Annotated in this window: 17 protein-coding genes and 1 tRNA gene; 6 read left to right on the top strand and 12 right to left on the bottom strand. The window is 63.8% G+C overall.

Translation table 11 applies throughout. From position 1 onward, the window contains the following. The 4 genes from Q0094_RS13505 to Q0094_RS13490 all read right to left on the bottom strand — a co-directional run. Nucleotides 1-287 (bottom strand): gamma-glutamylcyclotransferase family protein (locus Q0094_RS13505; RefSeq protein WP_297620591.1); only part of this gene is annotated, 287 nt, incomplete at its 3' end. A 15-nt stretch (nucleotides 288-302) separates the two neighbouring features. Continuing rightward, the gene (locus tag Q0094_RS13500) at nucleotides 303-1,514 is read right to left on the bottom strand and encodes a cyclopropane-fatty-acyl-phospholipid synthase family protein (protein ID WP_297620589.1); all 1,212 of its coding nucleotides are present in this window, start codon (nucleotides 1,512-1,514) and stop codon (nucleotides 303-305) included. A 73-nt stretch (nucleotides 1,515-1,587) separates the two neighbouring features. Then, nucleotides 1,588-3,003, bottom strand: coding sequence for a deoxyribodipyrimidine photo-lyase (locus Q0094_RS13495; RefSeq protein ID WP_297620586.1), 1,416 nt, complete (start codon nucleotides 3,001-3,003; stop codon nucleotides 1,588-1,590). A 153-nt stretch (nucleotides 3,004-3,156) separates the two neighbouring features. Then, entirely contained in the window at nucleotides 3,157-4,320 is a 1,164-nt protein-coding gene (locus Q0094_RS13490; protein WP_297620584.1) for a Ppx/GppA phosphatase family protein, read from the bottom strand. 286 nt (nucleotides 4,321-4,606) lie between these two features. On the opposite strand from Q0094_RS13490, the gene Q0094_RS13485 reads away from it, so the two are divergent. The 6 genes from Q0094_RS13485 (at nucleotide 4,607) to Q0094_RS13460 (ending at nucleotide 9,498) form a co-directional block, all read left to right on the top strand. Further along, a complete protein-coding gene (locus Q0094_RS13485; RefSeq protein ID WP_297620581.1) occupies nucleotides 4,607-4,915 on the top strand; it encodes a virulence factor in 309 nt (102 codons plus the stop codon). 28 nt (nucleotides 4,916-4,943) lie between these two features. Then, entirely contained in the window at nucleotides 4,944-5,864 is a 921-nt protein-coding gene (locus Q0094_RS13480; RefSeq protein ID WP_297620578.1) for a methylenetetrahydrofolate reductase, read from the top strand. Between the two features lie 17 nt (nucleotides 5,865-5,881). Beyond that, the gene (locus tag Q0094_RS13475; protein ID WP_297620575.1) at nucleotides 5,882-6,952 is read left to right on the top strand and encodes a dihydropteroate synthase; all 1,071 of its coding nucleotides are present in this window, start codon (nucleotides 5,882-5,884) and stop codon (nucleotides 6,950-6,952) included. A gap of 45 nt (nucleotides 6,953-6,997) precedes the next feature. Then, nucleotides 6,998-7,234, top strand: a complete 237-nt coding sequence (locus Q0094_RS13470; protein WP_297620572.1) for an N-(5'-phosphoribosyl)anthranilate isomerase — start codon at nucleotides 6,998-7,000, stop codon at nucleotides 7,232-7,234. 73 nt (nucleotides 7,235-7,307) lie between these two features. Further along, on the top strand, nucleotides 7,308-9,362 hold the full coding sequence (locus tag Q0094_RS13465) for an ASKHA domain-containing protein (RefSeq protein WP_297620569.1): 2,055 nt from the start codon (nucleotides 7,308-7,310) through the stop codon (nucleotides 9,360-9,362). 62 nt (nucleotides 9,363-9,424) lie between these two features. Continuing rightward, nucleotides 9,425-9,498 (top strand) — tRNA-Gly (locus Q0094_RS13460). Between the two features lie 88 nt (nucleotides 9,499-9,586). On the opposite strand, the gene Q0094_RS13455 is transcribed toward Q0094_RS13460, so the two are convergent. From Q0094_RS13455 to Q0094_RS13420, 8 genes are all read right to left on the bottom strand, one after another. After that, entirely contained in the window at nucleotides 9,587-10,621 is a 1,035-nt protein-coding gene (locus tag Q0094_RS13455; RefSeq protein ID WP_297620566.1) for an AbrB family transcriptional regulator, read from the bottom strand. Between the two features lie 161 nt (nucleotides 10,622-10,782). Then, the gene (pgi, locus tag Q0094_RS13450; RefSeq protein WP_297620603.1) at nucleotides 10,783-12,387 is read right to left on the bottom strand and encodes a glucose-6-phosphate isomerase; all 1,605 of its coding nucleotides are present in this window, start codon (nucleotides 12,385-12,387) and stop codon (nucleotides 10,783-10,785) included. 5 nt (nucleotides 12,388-12,392) lie between these two features. Next, on the bottom strand, nucleotides 12,393-13,064 hold the full coding sequence (gene pgl / locus Q0094_RS13445; RefSeq protein WP_297620563.1) for a 6-phosphogluconolactonase: 672 nt from the start codon (nucleotides 13,062-13,064) through the stop codon (nucleotides 12,393-12,395). 1 nt (nucleotide 13,065) lies between these two features. Continuing rightward, nucleotides 13,066-14,511, bottom strand: coding sequence for a glucose-6-phosphate dehydrogenase (zwf, locus tag Q0094_RS13440; protein WP_297620560.1), 1,446 nt, complete (start codon nucleotides 14,509-14,511; stop codon nucleotides 13,066-13,068). A gap of 99 nt (nucleotides 14,512-14,610) precedes the next feature. Beyond that, nucleotides 14,611-15,567: an agmatinase gene (locus tag Q0094_RS13435; protein ID WP_297620557.1), complete on the bottom strand. Its 957-nt coding sequence runs from the start codon at nucleotides 15,565-15,567 to the stop codon at nucleotides 14,611-14,613. A 75-nt stretch (nucleotides 15,568-15,642) separates the two neighbouring features. Beyond that, nucleotides 15,643-16,239 carry an HNH endonuclease gene (locus Q0094_RS13430; protein ID WP_297620554.1) on the bottom strand — a complete coding sequence of 199 codons (597 nt, stop codon included), beginning with the start codon at nucleotides 16,237-16,239 and terminating at the stop codon, nucleotides 15,643-15,645. 177 nt (nucleotides 16,240-16,416) lie between these two features. After that, nucleotides 16,417-17,091 carry a dienelactone hydrolase family protein gene (locus Q0094_RS13425; protein ID WP_297620551.1) on the bottom strand — a complete coding sequence of 225 codons (675 nt, stop codon included), beginning with the start codon at nucleotides 17,089-17,091 and terminating at the stop codon, nucleotides 16,417-16,419. Then, nucleotides 17,088-17,738 (bottom strand): DNA-3-methyladenine glycosylase 2 family protein, encoded by a 651-nt coding sequence (locus Q0094_RS13420; protein ID WP_297620548.1) that lies wholly within the window; start codon nucleotides 17,736-17,738, stop codon nucleotides 17,088-17,090. Before Q0094_RS13420 ends, Q0094_RS13425 begins: the two co-directional genes overlap by 4 nt. Nucleotides 17,739-17,766 lie beyond the last annotated feature (28 nt).

Raw genomic sequence — 17,766 nt, 5'->3', positions numbered from 1 at the left:
GTGGCGTCATGGGCGGTGCCGCCGATCGTCACGCGGACAGGCGACCGCCGATATCCAAAACAGGCCTCATAGGCATCCAGACGGGCCAGTGTTGCGTCATCGACCGAAATCAACAACCCCTGTGCGGTCGTATCCGGCCACGCGACCAGGACGGGCCATCCCGTTGCAGCCGCGCGCAGCACGCACGCCCCCGGCAAGACCGCCGGACGCACCGCCAGATCCCTTCCCGCCACGATCCGCAGCACAGGGGCATGGCACAGCGTGCCGAACAAGAAGATATCGGTCATGTCTCCCCCCGCCGCTTATCCGGGGCGCGTCACCGTGATCTGGGTCACGTCGGTATTGCCGAAATGAAAGGTCGCGGCGCATGAGGTCAGGTAAAAATTCCACATCCGCCGAAACCGGTCGTCAAAGCCCAGCTTGGCCACGTCATCCCATCTGTCATTGAAGCTGTCATGCCAGCGGCGCAGGGTCTGGCTGTAGCTTTCGCCGAACTCGATGGAATGGGCCACGCGCAGCCCCGCGCGCTCGACCTCGGCGCGCAAGATCTTGGGGGCGGGCAACATGCCGCCCGGGAAAATGTATTTCTGAATGAAATCCACACCCCGGCGGTAGATTTCCCAACGGCGATCTTGCACCGTGATGATCTGCAGCGTCGCATTCTTTCCGGGTTTGAGATTATCGCGCAACACATTGAAATATGTGGGCCAATAGCGTTCGCCTACAGCTTCGAACATCTCGATCGAAGCGATGCCGTCATACTGGCCGCGTTCGTCGCGGTAATCTTGCAACTTGATGGTCACCCGGTCCGACAGCCCCGCATCCTTGATGCGTGCCACGGCATAGTCATACTGTTCGCGGCTGATGGTCAGCCCCGTGACCGTCATTCCCCGCTCTTTGGCGGCATATTCGGCAAACCCACCCCAGCCACACCCGATCTCAAGGATGTGATCGCCGGCCTGTGCGCCCATCTGGTCGATCATGGAGGCGTATTTGGCAATCTGTGCCGCCTCCAGGCTTTCTTGCCCCGTGGCAAACAGCGCCGAGGAATAGGTCATGGTTTCATCCAGCCACAGCCCGTAAAAGCTGTTGCCCAGATCATAATGATGCGAAATGTTCTTGCGTGCCTGACGCCGGGAATTGGATTGCCACCAGAAACGCAGCTTTTCAAAGGCCCGGATCGCCCCCATACCCAGAAAGCCGTCATAGACGTCTTCATTGTCGGCATGCACCAGATCCATGAAATCCTGCAGATCGGGTGTTGACCACCAGCCATCCAGATAGGCCTCGCAAAAGCCCAGATCGCCCTCGCGGATGAGCCGCGCAAAGATGTCGGGATTATGGATGTGCAATTCGGCCACCGGGCCCGGCCCGTGACCGGCGGCACGAAACACCCGCCCATCGGGCAAGACGATGTCGAGCCGACCATGTTGCATCTTGGTGGCGGTGTCGAACACGGCCTGAAAATAGCGAGGGAGATTGGCCTCTCCCTTCGTGGTGGTTTTGACGTCCATCTTATCCTCTCGTCTGGCGCGGGATTTGGCCAGAACACGCTCTCCAGCACAAGCACTGATTGCAGCCCTTGCCTCAGAAGCCTCTGTTTTCATAGGCAAGCAACGCCCGCTGGCGCCCTGTGGCCGCATCGACCACGGGCCGCGCGGGATAGGGATCGTTCGGCGCCATGCGCCAGTGATGCGGGATGGCGCGGAAATAGGCCAGTGCGCTTTCGGGCGGGCGTTGCGACAGCTCGGCCACCCATGCACGACGATAGCGCCCAAGCGGGTCGAATTTCTCGGCTTGTGTCTCGGGGTTGAAGACCCGGAAATAGGGTGTGGCATCGGGACCCGATCCCGCCGACCATTGCCAACCCATGGCATTGCTGGCCGGATCCCAATCGACCAGACACTCGGCAAACCAATCCATCCCGATCTTCCAATGGCTCAGCAGATGCTTGGTCAGGTAGGACGCAACCAACATCCGGGCGCGGTTGTGCATGCGGCCGGTCACATACATCTCGCGCATGGCGGCATCGACCGCTTGCATGCCTGTGCGCCCGCGCATCCATGCCATCACATCGGGATGGCTGGCGTCGGTGTTCCAGCCAAACCCATCCCATTCCGGCCGCCAGTTGCGGCTGGTGATATGGGGCGTGTGATGGACAAGATGATAGGCGAAATCGCGCCAGATCAGTTCCTTGAGAAAGGTCTCGGCCCCCGCCTTGCCCATCGCCATCGCGCGAAGGCCCGCCTGCCAGCAGATGCGCGCCGAAATCTCGCCATGCGTCAGGTTTTCCGACAGCCCCGAAGTGCCATCAAGATCGAGCCTGTCACGATTTTCCGCATAGGCCGCGATGCGCTGGTCCACGAACGCCTCCAGCCGGGCGGCGGCGGCTGCCTCGCCGATCTGGCAATGGGCCTGAACGATATCCGCGCCGCGCCCCATCGCGGCCCCCAGCCCCCACTCCTCCAGCACCTCGCTGTCAGGCCATTGCGCAGGCGCAACAATCCTTGGAACGGCCAGGGGTGCGGCCACATCGCGGTCGCGCACCGCCTTCCAGAAGGGTGTGTAGACCTTGTAGAACCCACCCGTTCCGGTCTGAACCTCCCAGGGTTCATGGACCAGATGGCCGGCATGGCTGACCGCCGCGATGCCCGCCGCCTTGAGGGCGGATTTGACCGCCTCATCGCGCGTGCGGCTTTCGGGGTCGTAGAGCCGGTTCCAATGCACCGCCCTGGCCCCCGTTTCGGCCACAAGCGTCATCAGCGTTGCGAGCGCGCCGCCCCGGCGCAGCACGAGCCGACTGCCCGCCCCGGCCAGCCGCAGGCCGAATGCCCCTACCCCCAAACCCAGCCGCCATTTGGGCGCAGCCCCCAAAGCCTCGACCACCTCGTCACACAAGAAGACCGCAATGACGGGCGCGCCGCTGGCACAGGCCGCCACCAGCGCGGGATTGTCCGACAGGCGAAAATCCCTGCGGCTCCAATAGATCACGGGGGCGGTCATGGCTGTCTATGCTCGTTTGTGGTGCGCTCTTGATGCCAAACCTAGGGCGCGGCCCCCCCGGTCAAGCGCCCGCACCTTCATCTTTCCCAAAATACGCAAGCAACGCCCCCACAGTCGCCCCCGGGGCCGTAGCGCGCCGGGACGGCACAAGCGTCAGAACGGCCCTTCCTCCAGCACGCCATCGGCCGACATCTGTGCGTAAAGCAAGCCCTCGCGCAGGCCGCGATCGGCCACGCTCAGCCGGTCGGTGGGCCAAGCCCGCAACAACGCCTGCAAGATCGCGGCCCCCGACATGATCAGCGTCTGCCGATCGCGCCCGATGCGCGGATCGCGCCGCCGCCCTTCGGGCCCGAGCGTCAGATATTCCTGAATTACCCGGTCGATCTGATCCGAGGTCATGCGCAGCCCGTCGACCTTGTTGCGGTCATAGCGCTTGAGCCCCAGATGCGAGGCCGCCACCGTCGTCACCGTGCCGCTGGTGCCGATGATCTGGAATCCCTCGCGGGCCTGATCGGCGGCATTCTCGTAAGGGGAAAACCCGGCCAGCTTTTCCTCGAAATACCAACTCATCAGCGCAAAGCGCCCACCATCATCGGCCACATCGGAATACAGATCCTTGAGCGTTGCCACCCCAAGGGGGATCGAGATCCAATCCACAACGCGCGCGCGTTTGAACAGCGTCTCGACATGGTCAAATCCCTGATGCAGCCGCATGATGGCGCGCGGCCGCTCAAGCCGTGGGACCTCGCTCAGATCGATCCAGACCAATTCGGTCGAGCCGCCGCCGATGTCGACCACCAGCAACTGCTCGGTCTTGGTCGAGACAAGCGGCGCGCAAGACACCACCGCCAACCGCGCCTCTTCCTCGGGCTTGATGATTTCCAGCGACAGCCCGGTTTCGCGTTCGACCACCGAAATGAATTCGGCGGCATTGCTGGCACGCCGGCAGGCTTCGGTCGCCACCAGCCGCATGCGGCTGACGCGATGTTTTTCAAGCTTGCGCTGACAGATTTTCAACGCGCCCACCGCGCGCGCCATCGACGCGCGGCTTAGCCGCCCCGACGCCTCAAGCCCCTGGCCAAGCTGCACGCTTTTGGAAAACGAATCCACGACATGCAGCTGCGTGCCCTTGGGCTGGGCAATCAGCATGCGACAGGAATTCGTGCCCAGATCGAGCGCGGCATAAAGATCGGCCGGATCGGGCCGAGGGACGGGCGCGGGGCGCCGTTCTTCAGGCGGGGCATGCGTCACCACAAGGGGCACGATGGCCGCGGAACCGGGGAACGGATCGCCACCGCCTTTGCGCTTGCGCGACATTGCGGGCCTCCGAAATCACAAGTTGCCTTCAGTGTAGCAACCGCGGCGCGCGCTCACAATGACGATGGCAATGCCACCGGACAAAACTGAAGGGGTCTTTCAAGATCTTGATGAATATTTCTGGCCACCCCGCCCCTCGCGCACCGAACGCACCGGGGCTATCTGTTGGGTTGGCCGGGGTCGCTCTCGCCCCGGCGAGTGTCGAATTCGGAGCGTGCCCTGCCCGGTCGCTCGCCTATGGTGCCCGCCAGACTGATATGATTTGGCCCGAAAAAGGATGCCGCCCATGCCCATCGTCACCCATGTCTTCTGGCGCGACATTCCCGCGCAAGTCATCGTGGGCAAGGGCCGGGCCGGATCCAAGGCAGTGCTGCCCGAGCGGTTCGAACAGGCCATCGACCGCTGCGCGATGAAGATCGGCGCCAAGGACCAGGATGCCTATCTGGCCGAATGGCGCCGCATCGAGGCGGGCGAGATCGCGGGCGACCCCGTCGAAATCGCCGCAGCCCAAGCCGCGCATCTGGACGCCGCCTATGACACCGAACGCCTCAAGCGCCTGATCGCGGCCGATGGCTTCGAAACCGACATCGCCTGAGGTCATGGCCTCGTTTTGGGAGATCGCAATGGCACTTCTGAATTTTCGCAAGGGGCAAAGCGCGCCCCAGACGCCGACCGCCAGTCTTGAGGCGCTGCTGACAGGCTATTCGATCGAGGTGATGCCGCGCACCGCCGAAAAGGTCGAGGATTTCCGCGCACTTCTGCCCATGGGCACGCGTGTCTACATCGCCCATATCGACGGCACCCCCTTTGACGAGATGCTGGCCACCGCCAAACGGCTCAGCGCCGAGGGCTACGCGCCCATGCCGCATTTCCCCGCCCGCTCGATCCCCGACCGCGCCACACTGGCCGATTGGATCGCGCGCTACCGCGGAGAGGCGGGCGTGACCGAGGGGCTGATCCTGGCGGGCGGCATCGCTGCGCCGCATGGGGAATTCCACTCGTCGATGCAGCTATTGGAAACCGGCCTTTTTGATGGCTTCGAACGGCTGCATGTGGCCGGCCACCCCGAGGGCAACCGCGACATCGACCCCAGAGGTGGCGAGGCCGAAGTGATGGCCGCGCTGAAATGGAAACAGGATTTCGCCAATCGCTCGGATGCAAGCTTTGCCATGGCAACCCAGTTTGCCTTTGAGGCCGGACCGGTCCTGGATTGGTGCGACCGGCTGGCCGCTCATGGCATCACCATGCCGGTGCATCTGGGTGTGGCGGGGCCCGCCAAGTTGCAGACGCTGATCAAATTCGCCATCGCCTGTGGTGTGGGCGCCTCGCTTTCGGTGCTGCAAAAACGTGCCAAGGATGTGACCAAGCTCTTGTTGCCCTTCGAGCCGACCGAGGTCCTGACCGATCTGGCCAGCGCGCGCGCGCAAGGGCGTGGGCAGGCGATCGAATGCATCCATTTCTTTCCCTTGGGTGGCATCAAGACCAATGCCAACTGGGCCACAGACCATGGCGGCGCGACAGCCCGCCCCGCCATCGCATCCTGAGAAAGGGCGCCATCCCAATGACCCGCACCATCATCGAATCAAGATCCCGCACCACGATCATCGGCTTTGATCAGCCCTTTTGCGTGATCGGCGAACGCATCAACCCCACGGGCCGCAAGATCCTCAACGAAGAGCTGGAACGCGGCGATTTCAGCCGGGTGCAGGCCGATGCCATCGCACAGGTCGAAGCGGGCGCCACGGTGCTCGACGTCAATTCGGGCGCAGTGTTTTCCAACAAGATGGGCGAAGATCCGCGCTATGCCGACAACAACTTTGTCGAGCCGATGCTGATGCCGGAACTCATCCGCGTGGTCCAGGAGGTCACCGATTGCCCGATCTGCATCGACAGCTCGGTGCCCGGTGCACTTGAAGCCGGGCTTGCCGCCGCCCATGGCCGCCCCTTGGTCAATTCCGTGACCGGCGAGGAAGAGCGCCTTGAGATGGTGCTGCCGCTCGTCAAGAAATACAATGTCGCCGTTGTTGCCATCTCGAATGACGACACCGGCATCTCCGAAGACCCCGAGGTGCGCTTTGCGGTGGCCAAGAAGATCGTCGAACGCGCCGCCGATTACGGCATTCCTGCCCATGACATCGTCGTGGACCCGCTGGTCATGCCCATCGGCGCGATGGGCACGGCGGGCCAGCAGGTGTTCACGCTTGTGCGGCGCTTGCGCGAGGAATTGGGGGTGAACACGACCTGTGGCGCCTCCAACATCTCGTTCGGGCTTCCCAACCGCCACGGCATCAACAACGCGTTCTTGCCCATGGCCTATGGCGCAGGCATGACAAGTGCCATCATGAACCCCGTGGCGCTTCCCATCGGCCCAAAGGCCATCGCCGCCAAAAGGGCTGAGATCGAGGCAGCCGGTATCATCTTGCCGCCCGATCTGGAGGATGAGGCCTTTGTGAAGCTTTTCGGCATGGGCTCGACCAGATCGCGCCCCGGCAAGGAAATGGAGGCGATCCGCGCCGCGAATTTCCTGATGAACCAGGATATGGGTGGCGGCGCATGGATCCGCTTCAACCAGGATCCCGATGCAGCGCTCCGCGGCGGGCGGGCGGGTGGTCGGCGGCGGCGCGAGGGGTGATGGCGGTTAACCGCATGTTTACCAATACTGTGAAAGCTGGCGCGCATGTATCCGTTGCGCCCAGCCATCGCTCTGCCGTCCGCCCCTTGGGTCGATCAGGTCTTTTCGGCCAAGGCCGTGCGCTATGGCGGCGTGGTGCGCCGCTCGCTGCATTGGGTCGAGGCGGAAGTAGGCCGCGCCAACTTCGAAGACGAGGTGCGCCGCCGCGGCTGGCATCTGGTGGAATGCAATGGCCAGCTTGTGGTCTTTTGCACGAAACGACCCGTAAACATCCTGTTCTGACCCGAAAATTCGTACGAATTTTCGCAACACGCGAATTTTCGTACGAAAATTCGCATCTGGCCGAGTGCGCGCAATGACCCAAGACCCACTTGTCATCTTTACCCCCTCAGGCAAGCGCGGCCGCTTTGCCACAGGCACCCCGATCCTGACGGCCGCGCGGCAGTTGGGCGTCGATCTTGACAGTGTCTGCGGCGGGCGCGGCATCTGTTCGAAATGCCAGATCGCACCCTCCTATGGTGATTTTCCAAAACATGGTGTGACCGTCCATGAGGGGGCGCTTTCGGAATGGAACGCCGTCGAAGACCGCTATCAGCGCGTGCGCGGATTGAAACCCGGCCGGCGGCTGGGCTGTCAGGCAACCGTTCAGGGCGATGTGGTCGTCGATGTCCCCCCCGAAAGTCAGGTCCACCGTCAGGTCGTGCGCAAGGCGGCCTCTGCCCGGCCGATCACCATGGACCCCGCGACACGCCTCGTGCTGGTCGAGGTGGTCGAACCTGACATGCACGAACCCTCGGGGGATCTTGAAAGACTGCGGACCGCGCTGCGGGACCAGTGGCAGATCGCGCGCGTCAGCGCATCGCTCAATATCTTGAAAAAGCTGCAACCCGCCCTGCGCAAGGGCAACTGGCAGGTCAGCGTTGCCCTCCACCAGCCTGCACATACGGATGAATACCAAATCCTGGGGATATGGCCCGGCCTGCATGAGGGTGGGCTTTACGGGCTTGCGATCGATCTGGGCTCGACCACCATCGCGGCCCATCTGTGCGATCTGAGCGATGGGCATGTGCTGGCCTCCTCGGGGCTGATGAACCCGCAGATCCGCTTTGGTGAGGATCTGATGAGCCGTGTCTCCTATGTGATGATGAACCCCGGTGGCGATGCCGAATTGACCCAAGCCGTGCAGCAGGCCATTGCCACATTGGCCGTCGAGATCGCAGCCGAGGGTGGGATCGACCCCGCCCTGATCGTGGAAACCGTCATCGTGTGCAACCCGGTCATGCACCATCTCTTGTTGGGGATCGACCCGGTCGAACTGGGCCAGGCCCCGTTTGCGCTGGCCACATCGGACAGCCTGACCCTGGACGCAGCTCAGATCGGGCTGACCACGATCGCGCCCACCGCACAGGTCTATATCCTGCCCTGCATTGCAGGGCATGTGGGCGCTGACGCCGCTGCCGTGGCCCTGTCGGAAGAACCAAATCATGCCCGAGAGCTGACGCTCATTGTCGATGTCGGCACCAATGCCGAAATCTTGCTGGGCGACACATCCGGGGTTCTGGCCTGTTCCTCACCCACCGGACCGGCCTTTGAGGGCGCCCAGATCAGCGCGGGCCAGCGCGCCGCGCCCGGTGCCATCGAGCGGATCGAAATCGACCCCATCACCAAGGAGCCGCGTTTCAAGGTGATCGGCTGCGATCTGTGGTCCACCGATCCCGACTTTGCCCAAGCCACAAAGGACAGCGGCGTCACCGGCATTTGTGGCTCGGGCATCATCGAGGCGGTTGCCGAAATGCGCATGGCCGGGATTTTGGATGCCTCGGGCCTGATCGGCGGGCCCGAGGCCACCGGTTCGGCGCGCTGCGAGCCGACGGGGCGCACCTTTGCCTATCTCGTGCATGACGCGACCGATGTGGGCGGTCCTCGCATCACCGTCACCCAGGGCGATATTCGCGCCATCCAACTGGCCAAATCCGCCCTTTACGCCGGTGCGCGTCTGTTGATGGACAAGCGCGGCGTGGACAAGGTCGACCGCGTCGTGCTGGCCGGCGCCTTTGGTGCCCATATCAGCCCCAAACATGCGATGGTGCTGGGCATGATCCCCGATGTGGCGCTGGATCATGTGACCAGCGCGGGCAACGCGGCCGGGCATGGCGCGCGGATCGCGCTGTGCAACCGGGCGGCCCGCACACGCATCGAAGCGGTGGTCAAGACCATCGACAAGATCGAAACCGCGATCGAGCCGCGCTTTCAGGAACATTTCGTCAACGCCAATGCCATCCCGCATGCGACCGATCCCTTCCCGGAATTGGCCAGGATCGTTCATTTGCCGCGCGTGGCTTTTGGCGCATCGGGGATGGCCCCGGGCGAGGATGATGGCACCGGCCGCAGACGGCGGCGGCGCGGATAGCTCTCGGGCCTGTGTCGGGTCTTGACGGGCCCGGCCGGGCGGGACTATCTGATCGGCATCAGGCGGGTATGATGTAATGGCAGCCTGTCAGCTTCCCAAGCTGAACGCGCGGGTTCGATTCCCGCTACCCGCTCCATACCGCGCGCTGCCCGCGTGACCAGGACACGTGCCGGAAGCGGCGGATGACCCGAAGGGGCCACAGAGGGCGCCGTGATGTCGCCGCCTCAGGATCGCCGCGCCCAGATGACCATCACGGGCACGATCACCGTCAGCACCAAAAGCCGAAACACATGGTGGGCCGCAACAAATGCCGGCTCCAGCCCGGTTTCGATGGCAATCGCCGCCATCACCTCCACCCCGCCGGGCGCGAAGGCCAACAACAACACCGCAGGCGGCAGCCCGACGATCTCGGAGGCCAGAACCGCCCCAAGTGCTGCCACACCACAGGCAACCAGAGTACACACCAGCCCCGCCAGAATCGCCCCGGCCAAAGCCCCGCGATCCACCCCCACAAACCGCGTGCCGATCAGCGAACCCATCGCCACAAAGGCAGCACCGATCAGCCAATCCGGCAAAGCCCCGGGCGTGATCTCTGCACCCTGCCCCAAGGCCGACACCCCCATCGCGCCCAACAACAAGGGCGCGGGCACATGCAGGCGCTTCAACCCCAGGCCCAGCAGGATCGACAACGGAAAGATGACGAAAATGGCCCAGATCGCAATGCCACCCCGATCTTGCAGATTGGCCGTGCCTTCCACCCCCCAAAGCGCCACCAGAACCGGCACCACCAGCGTCAAAAGCAAGACCCGCACCGATTGCACCAGCGCCACACGCGGCACATCTGCGCCCATCTCGGTGGACAGACCCAGCACATAACTCAGATGCCCGGGCGTGGCCGACAGCATCGCGGTCATTCGGTCAAAGCGGAACAACCGCTCCAGCGCGATCATCGCGATGATCAAGACCAGCACCAGGGTTACCGTCAGAACCGCCAGCGACAAGGGCCAAGCCATCGCGGTGGCGATCACCTCGGGGGTGACCGTGCTGCCGATCGAGACCCCGATCAGCAAGAACACACCGTCGCGCAACAGCGGCGGGATGGTGCAGCGCACCCCCAGAACCGTGGCGATGGAAACGGCGGTTGCCGGTCCCGTCAGCAAGGCGGCCGGAAACCCGATCACCCAAAACAGAGCAGCCCCGGCAGCCCCGATGACAAGTGCCGTGGCCGCCTCGCGCCAGACAGGGTCGATTGCCGTCAAACCAGATCCTTCCTCGCCTTGGGATCAGGTGTATCCAACTGCATACGGGATGAAAGCGCGTTCCGACGCGCCTGCGCCACGATGCGGGCGACCGAAGGCCGCACCCCGCCATCCGCACGGACCAGATACGCCCATCCCCCGATTGTCAGCGGGCGCGCCCGTCACCCGCGGCGCACAAATTCCACCAGCTGTCGTGTCGATCCGTCCTTGTGCGCGCCATCATCTTGCCCGGCCAGCACGGGTTCAAGCGCACGGGCCAATTCCTTGCCCAGCTCAACCCCCCATTGATCGAAGCTGTTGATCCCCAGGATCACCCCTTCGACAAAGACCCGATGCTCATAAAGCGCGATGATCTGGCCCAACACAAAGGGCGTCAGCTTGCGATAGATCAGCGTGGTCGAGGGGCGGTTGCCGGGAAAGACCCGGTGGCGGGCCTGACGGTCCAGTTCGGCGCCCGACAGCCCCTGCGCCTGCATCAGCATGCGTGCCTGATCCAGATCGCGACCGCGCATCAGCGCCTCGGATTGCGCCAGACAATTGGCGACAAGCAGACGGTGATGATGGGCCAGATCGGGCTCATGCCCTTCGGCGGCGATCAGGAATTCACAGGGGATCACGCGGGTGCCCTGATGGATCAACTGGTAAAAGGCGTGCTGCCCGTTTGTGCCGGGTTCACCCCAGACCACGGGGCCCGACTGTTGGGTCAGATCGCGCCCATCCATCCCGACGCGCTTGCCGTTGCTTTCCATCTCGAGCTGTTGAAGATAGGCGGGCAACCGCTGAAGTCGTTGATCATAGGGCAAAACGGCGCGGGTGGCATGGTCTTGCACCTGATTGTGCCACATGCCCACCAGTGCCAATACAACCGGCAGGTTCCGCGCCAGATCAGCGCTTTGGAAATGCGCATCCATCGCACGCGCACCGGCCAGAAAGGCCTCGAAGCGCTCGGGGCCGATGGCAATCATCAGGCCAAGCCCGATCGGCCCCCAAAGCGAATAGCGCCCGCCCACCCAATCCTCGAAACCAAAGACGCGGGCCGGATCGATGCCATAGGCGGCGGTGCGGTCGGTCGCACTTGACAGCGCCACGAACTGGGCGGCCGGATCATCCACCGCGCGCGCCATCCAGACCCGGGCGGTATCGGCATTGGTCATGGTTTCGATGGTGGTAAAGGTCTTGGAGGCAACAACCACCAAAGTCGTTTTTGGATCAAGTGCTTGCAGCGTATCGTGAATGTGGGCGCCATCGACATTCGACACGAAATGCACCCTTGGGCCGTCATGATAGGGGCCAAGCGCCAGCGTCGCCATGGCCGGGCCCAGATCGGACCCGCCGATACCGATATTGACCACATCGGTGTAGCGCCCGCCCGCGCCCGTGAGCGCGCCCGACCGAACGGCTTGCGCGAAATCGGCCATGCGCGCGCGGGTCGCCTGAATGGCGGGCAAGACATCATGACCCGCGACCAGGATCGGCCCCTCGGCCGCGCGCAAGGCGGTGTGCAGCACCGCGCGCCCCTCGGTCTCGTTGATTGTCGCGCCCGAAAACATCGCGTCGCGCCGCGCCTCGACCCCGGCCCCACGCGCCAGCGCGATCAGGGCCGCCAGAACCCCATCGTCGATCTGGGTTTTCGAGGCGTCAAACAGCATGTCGCCCAAAGCCCAGGAAAAGCGCGCCGCGCGCCCCGGATCCTCGAAAAGCGACACGATCGAACGATCCGCAACCCGCGCCGCATGCGCGCGCAGATCTTGCCAAAGCCCATCCATGTCCATCATGCCGCCCAATGCACCACCGCTTGCCCCAAGACACAGGCGATGGGCGCCTCCATCGGCGAAAGGGTCGCCGCCCGTTCGATCGCGACGCGTTTCTCGGCGCCTGTGATCACCACATGGGTCGACATGGCCGCCCGCAGAACCGGTGCGGTCAGGCTCACGCGCGGCTCGCCCGCCCCTTGGGCGCGCAGCACCATAAGCGGCGGCGCGTCATCGGCCAGAGCAGCGGCCAGAGCATCGGCCCCCGGAAACAGGCTGGCGGTGTGCATATCGGCCCCCATCCCCAACAACAAAACCGACAGCGGCAGATGCGGCAGCAAATCCGCCGCCAGTTCCGCGATCTTGTCCTCGGGCGCTGCGGCCGTGGCATAAAGCGGTATCAATGTCGCGCTGGATGCCTTTGATATCAAGAGACGTTGCTTCAAAAGCGCGGTGTTGGAACGCGGGTTGTCTTCGGGGACCCAGCGTTCATCATTCAGCACCACCGCCACGCGATCCCAATCCAGATCCTGCGCACAAAGCATGTCAAAGATCGGTCCGGGCGTCGTGCCGCCGGGAACCGACAGCGTGACGCGCGCATTCATCCGCAGCGCAAGGCCCAGATCGCCGGTCAAACGGTCGGCCAATGCCAGCATCATCAAATCGCGGTCAGGGTATTCGATCAGCTCCATGTCAAATCTCCCGCCAGCGCCGCCCATCCCGATGCAGCATGATTGCGGCTTCCTCTGGCCCTGTGCTGCCCGGCGCATAGGGCAAGGGGCGGTCGCCCTTTGCTTCCCACGCGGCGATGATCGGATCGGTCCAGCCCCAGGCGGCCTCGACCTCGTCGCCACGCATGAACAACGTCTGGTTGCCCCGGATCACATCCATGATCAGACGCTCATAGGCATCGGGCACATCCGCCGCCTCGGGCCCCAGCGCCTCGGCAAAGCTCATGTCGAGCGGCACATCGATCAACCGCATGCCGCCCGGCCCCGGTTCCTTGATCGTCACACGCAGATCGATCCCCTCATCGGGCTGGAGGCGAATGGACAAGACATTGGCACGCCCACCCGCATCGGCATCAAAGATCGAATGCGGGGGTTTCTTGAAATGGATCACGATCTCGGATTTGCGCGCCTTCATCCGCTTGCCGGTGCGCAGGTAAAAGGGTGTGCCGCTCCAGCGCCAGTTGGCGATATGCAGCTTCATGGCGATGAAGCTTTCGGTGCGGCTGACGGGGTTTTCGACATCGACCAGATACGCGGGCTGCACGCCCGCCTGATACTGGCCGCGCACGATCTGCGCGGGGGCAACGGGATCGAGCGCGCGGATCACCTTGAGCTTTTCGTCGCGCACGGCATCGGGATCAAAGCGGGCCGGCGGCTCCATCGCGGTCAGGCACAACAGCTGCATCAGGTGGTTTTGCACCATGTCCCGCATCGCGCCGGAGGTGTCGTAATAGGCCCCGCGCCCGCCCACGCCCACCTCTTCGGCGACCGTGATCTGGACATGATCGACATACTGCGCGTTCCAGAGCGGTTCGAACAGCGTGTTGCCAAAGCGCACGGCCATCAGGTTTTGCACCGTTTCCTTGCCCAGATAATGATCGATGCGATAAATCTGGGTCTCGTGGAAATGTGCAGCCAGCGTGGCATTGAGCGCCCGTGCCGTTTCCAGATCACGGCCAAACGGCTTTTCAACAACAATCCTAGCATCTTGCCGTGCGATGTTGAAGTGATGCAAGCGTTCCGCCAAAGCCCCGAACAGCGAAGGCGCGACCGAGAAATAAAAGGCCTGCACCCGGTCCGCGCGCATGCGCGCCGCCAGATCCGCCCACCCCCGTTCGCCCTGTGCGTCGACCGCGACATAGGCCAACCGGGCACAAAATGCATTCAGGCTGGTTGCATCGCGTTTGGCGGCCGGCACAAAGGTTTCGATCGCCTCGATCACCTGCGCCTGCCATGCGGCGCTGTCTTGTTCGCTGCGCGCAGCCCCGATGATGCAGGCCTCGGCCGGCATCTGCCCATCGCAAAACCGCCGATAAAGCCCCGGCAAGATCTTGCGCCGGGCAAGATCACCCGTCGCCCCGAAAATCACCAGATCAAAGGGTTCGACCGGAATGACGCGCGAAACCATTTTTGTCCTTCCAAAGCATCCATGCCGCTTTGTTAGCGCTAACAATTTTCTATCCCGGCGTCTACACCCAGCGCAAGCGATAGTCCAGCAAAAGACCCCTCAGGCTTGCATGGCGCACAAGATCTCGAACATCACCGAAGCCCCAAGCCATGCGGTCGTGCCCCCCACATCAAAGGGCGGCGACACCTCGACCAGATCGGCACCAATCAGATCAAGCCCACGCAAGGCCCGCACGCATTGGATCGCCTCAAAGCTTGTGGGCCCGCCCACCTCGGGCGTGCCGGTGCCGGGGGCATAGGCGGGATCGATGAAATCGATGTCAAAGCTCAGATAGGCGGGCGCGCGCCCCACCACCGTGCGGGCGATCTGCATCACCTGCGGCCAACCCAGATCCATACACTCCTCGATCGGCAAGATGCGCACGCCCCGTTCAAGGCCGTAGTCAAAATCCTCGGTGTTGTACGAGGTGCCGCGCATCCCCGCCATCACGCACAGCGTCGGGTCCAGACAGCCCTCGTCGATGGCCTGACGGAACGGATTGCCATGGGTCAGCGTGCGCCCCCCGAAATAGGGGGGGTAAAGATCGGTGTGGCTGTCAAGCAGCACCAGCCCAAAGGGCGCCCCACGCGCCGCGCGCAATTCGCGCAACACCGTCAGCGTGCACAGATGGTCGCCCCCCACCATGAAGGGCCGGATGCCTTGCGCCAGCATGCCGCGCACAAAGCTCTGGGCATTGCCAAGCGCTTCGTCCTGATCGACCGGGCTCATCGCCACATCGCCCAGATCGGCGATGCGGGCCGATGCGAAGGGCTCTTGCCCCGTGGCGCGGTTGCGCGCGCGCACCATGGTCGAGGCATCGCGCAACGCGCGCGGCCCATGGCGCGCGCCCGGACGGTTGGATGTCGCCCCATCCCAAGGCAGGCCGAAAATGCCGATATCGACCTCGGCGCGTCTGGGATGCCCTTCGGGCAGAACGGGCAGCCGCATGAAGCTTGGCACACCCGCGTAGCGCGGCAGGTCGGTGCCCGAAGGCGGTTGAAAAAACGGGTCAGACATGGGCGGTTGCCTTCCAGGATCAGGGTTCGGCGTTCATGATACCGGCGCAAGCCCCCCCTGTCACGCGGCGCGCACTCACGCTTCCAGTTCGCTGTCCCAATAGAGGAAATCGAGCCAGCTGGAATGAAGATATCCCGGCGGGAACTTGCGCCCCATGTTGCGCAATTCCTCGGCGCCCGGCTGGCGTGGCGCCTTGCGCAAGCTCAGCCCCGATTGGCGCAGGCTCTTGGCACCCTTGCGCAGATTGCATCCCGAACAGGCCGCGACGACATTTTCCCAGCTTGTCACCCCACCGCGTGCGCGCGGCACCACATGGTCAAAGGTCAGATCCCCCTTGGACCCGCAATACTGACAGGAAAATTCATCCCTCAAGAAAAGATTAAAGCGCGTGAAGGCCACGCGCTTTTGGGGTTTGACGTAATCCTTCAGCACCACAACCGACGGGATTCTGATCTGCGTCGACGGCGATCGGACCATCTCGTCATATTCGGCCACGATATCGACCCGGTCCAACCACGCGGCCTTGACGGCCTCCTGCCAGGGCCACAGCGACAGCGGATAGTAGCTCAAGGGCCGGTAATCCGCGTTCAGCACCAAAGCCGGGTGGCTTTTGAGCGCACCGGGGGCGCGAACGAAATGCGTTCTGAACTCAATCTGTGATGCGGCGTCCATGTGCGACTCCGTTCCCACCCTGTCTGCTCGTCATGCAAGCACCAAGGCGGGAGCCCCGCCCCAGCACAGCGACCACTATATATGGGCTTTCGCACAGGGCAAGCCCTACCAGATACAGGGGTGGCATGCCCGGCTTGTCCCACATGGATCGGACAGTTTCATGACAGCCGCGTGCTTCTAGCGCCGTTCCTGGCCCAGCACCTGCCGCAAGAAGGCCAGCGCCACCGACAGCCCGTCAGGTGCGATGCCATGGCCGGTGCCGCGCATCACATGGGCATAGACCTCGGAAAACCCGGCCGCCTCGAGCGCCCCGGCCGCCTCGGGCAGGGCCTGTGGCGGCACCACCTCATCGGCATCGCCATGAACAAGCAAGATCGGCGGGCGCGACACCACCTCATCGATCAGCGCCTCGGGGCCGATCAGACGCCCCGAAAAACCCACGACCCCCGCCAGCGCATCGGCGCGGCGCGGCGCGACCTCAAGGCTCATCATCGTGCCCTGGCTGAACCCCACCAGCGCCACCTGTTCGGGCAACATGTCATGGTCGACCATCACCCGATCCAGAAAGGCGTTCAGATCGGCGCTTGCCCGCGCCAGTCCCATCGCGGCCGCCTCCTCGGAGGAACCGTCGATCCACGGGATCGGGAACCACTGAAATCCCATCGGGTTCATGGCCGAGCGTTCCGGCGCGTTGGGGGCCAGGAACATCGTATCGGGCAGATGCGGGCCAAGCGGATCGGCCAGACCCAAAAGATCGGCCCCATCCGCCCCATAGCCATGCAGAAAGATCACCATGCTGTCGGCCTGACCCGACTGTGCCGGCACCGTGCCGTAATCCAGAACCCGCGTCACCAGATGCCCTCCCGGTTGGTTGCGCAGCGGTAGTAGGCCCAAAGCGCGCGCGCGGCAACCGCACGCACAGGTGCCCAATCCTCCGCCATCCGGCGCAAGTCGCGCTCGCCGGGCCGGGTGGGCAGACCAAAGGCGCGCGCCGCCGCCTGCTGCAACGCCAGATCACCGGCGGCAATTACATCGGCATGCCCCAGCGCAAAGCTGGCATAAATCTCGGCCGTCCAGCGCCCGATACCCGGCAAGGCCACCAACTGCGTCACCACCGCAGCACTTGGCAGATCGCGCAGCGCGGCATAATCGAGATCGGCACGGGCCAGCCCACGCGCAAAGCCGATCTTGGGCCGCGACAGACCCGCTTTGCGCAACACATCGTCGGGGGCGCTCAAGATGGCAGCGGGCTCTGTCAGACCGCCCGCCTCGAGCCGCGCCCAGATCGCTGCGGCGGCTGCGGTCGAAATCTGCTGGCCCACGATCGCTGCAAAAAGGGCCCCGAACCCGTCGGCGTTCCGGCGCAAGGGCAAGGGCCCGACTGCCGCCAGAATCGGTACAAAGCGCGGATCGCGTGCCACCAGCACCACGGCCCCCGCCGCAAGATCGGCCTCGGTCTCGATCCGTTTGGGTGCCTGCAGCACGGCAAGATCCTTCATCTTTCCAAAAATACGCATACCCCGCACA

It is taken from the genome of uncultured Roseicyclus sp., assembly GCF_937892565.1.
Lineage (GTDB): Bacteria > Pseudomonadota > Alphaproteobacteria > Rhodobacterales > Rhodobacteraceae > Roseicyclus.
The sequence above is the reverse complement of the archived record's forward strand: the minus strand, read 5'-3'. Positions and strand labels throughout refer to the sequence as shown.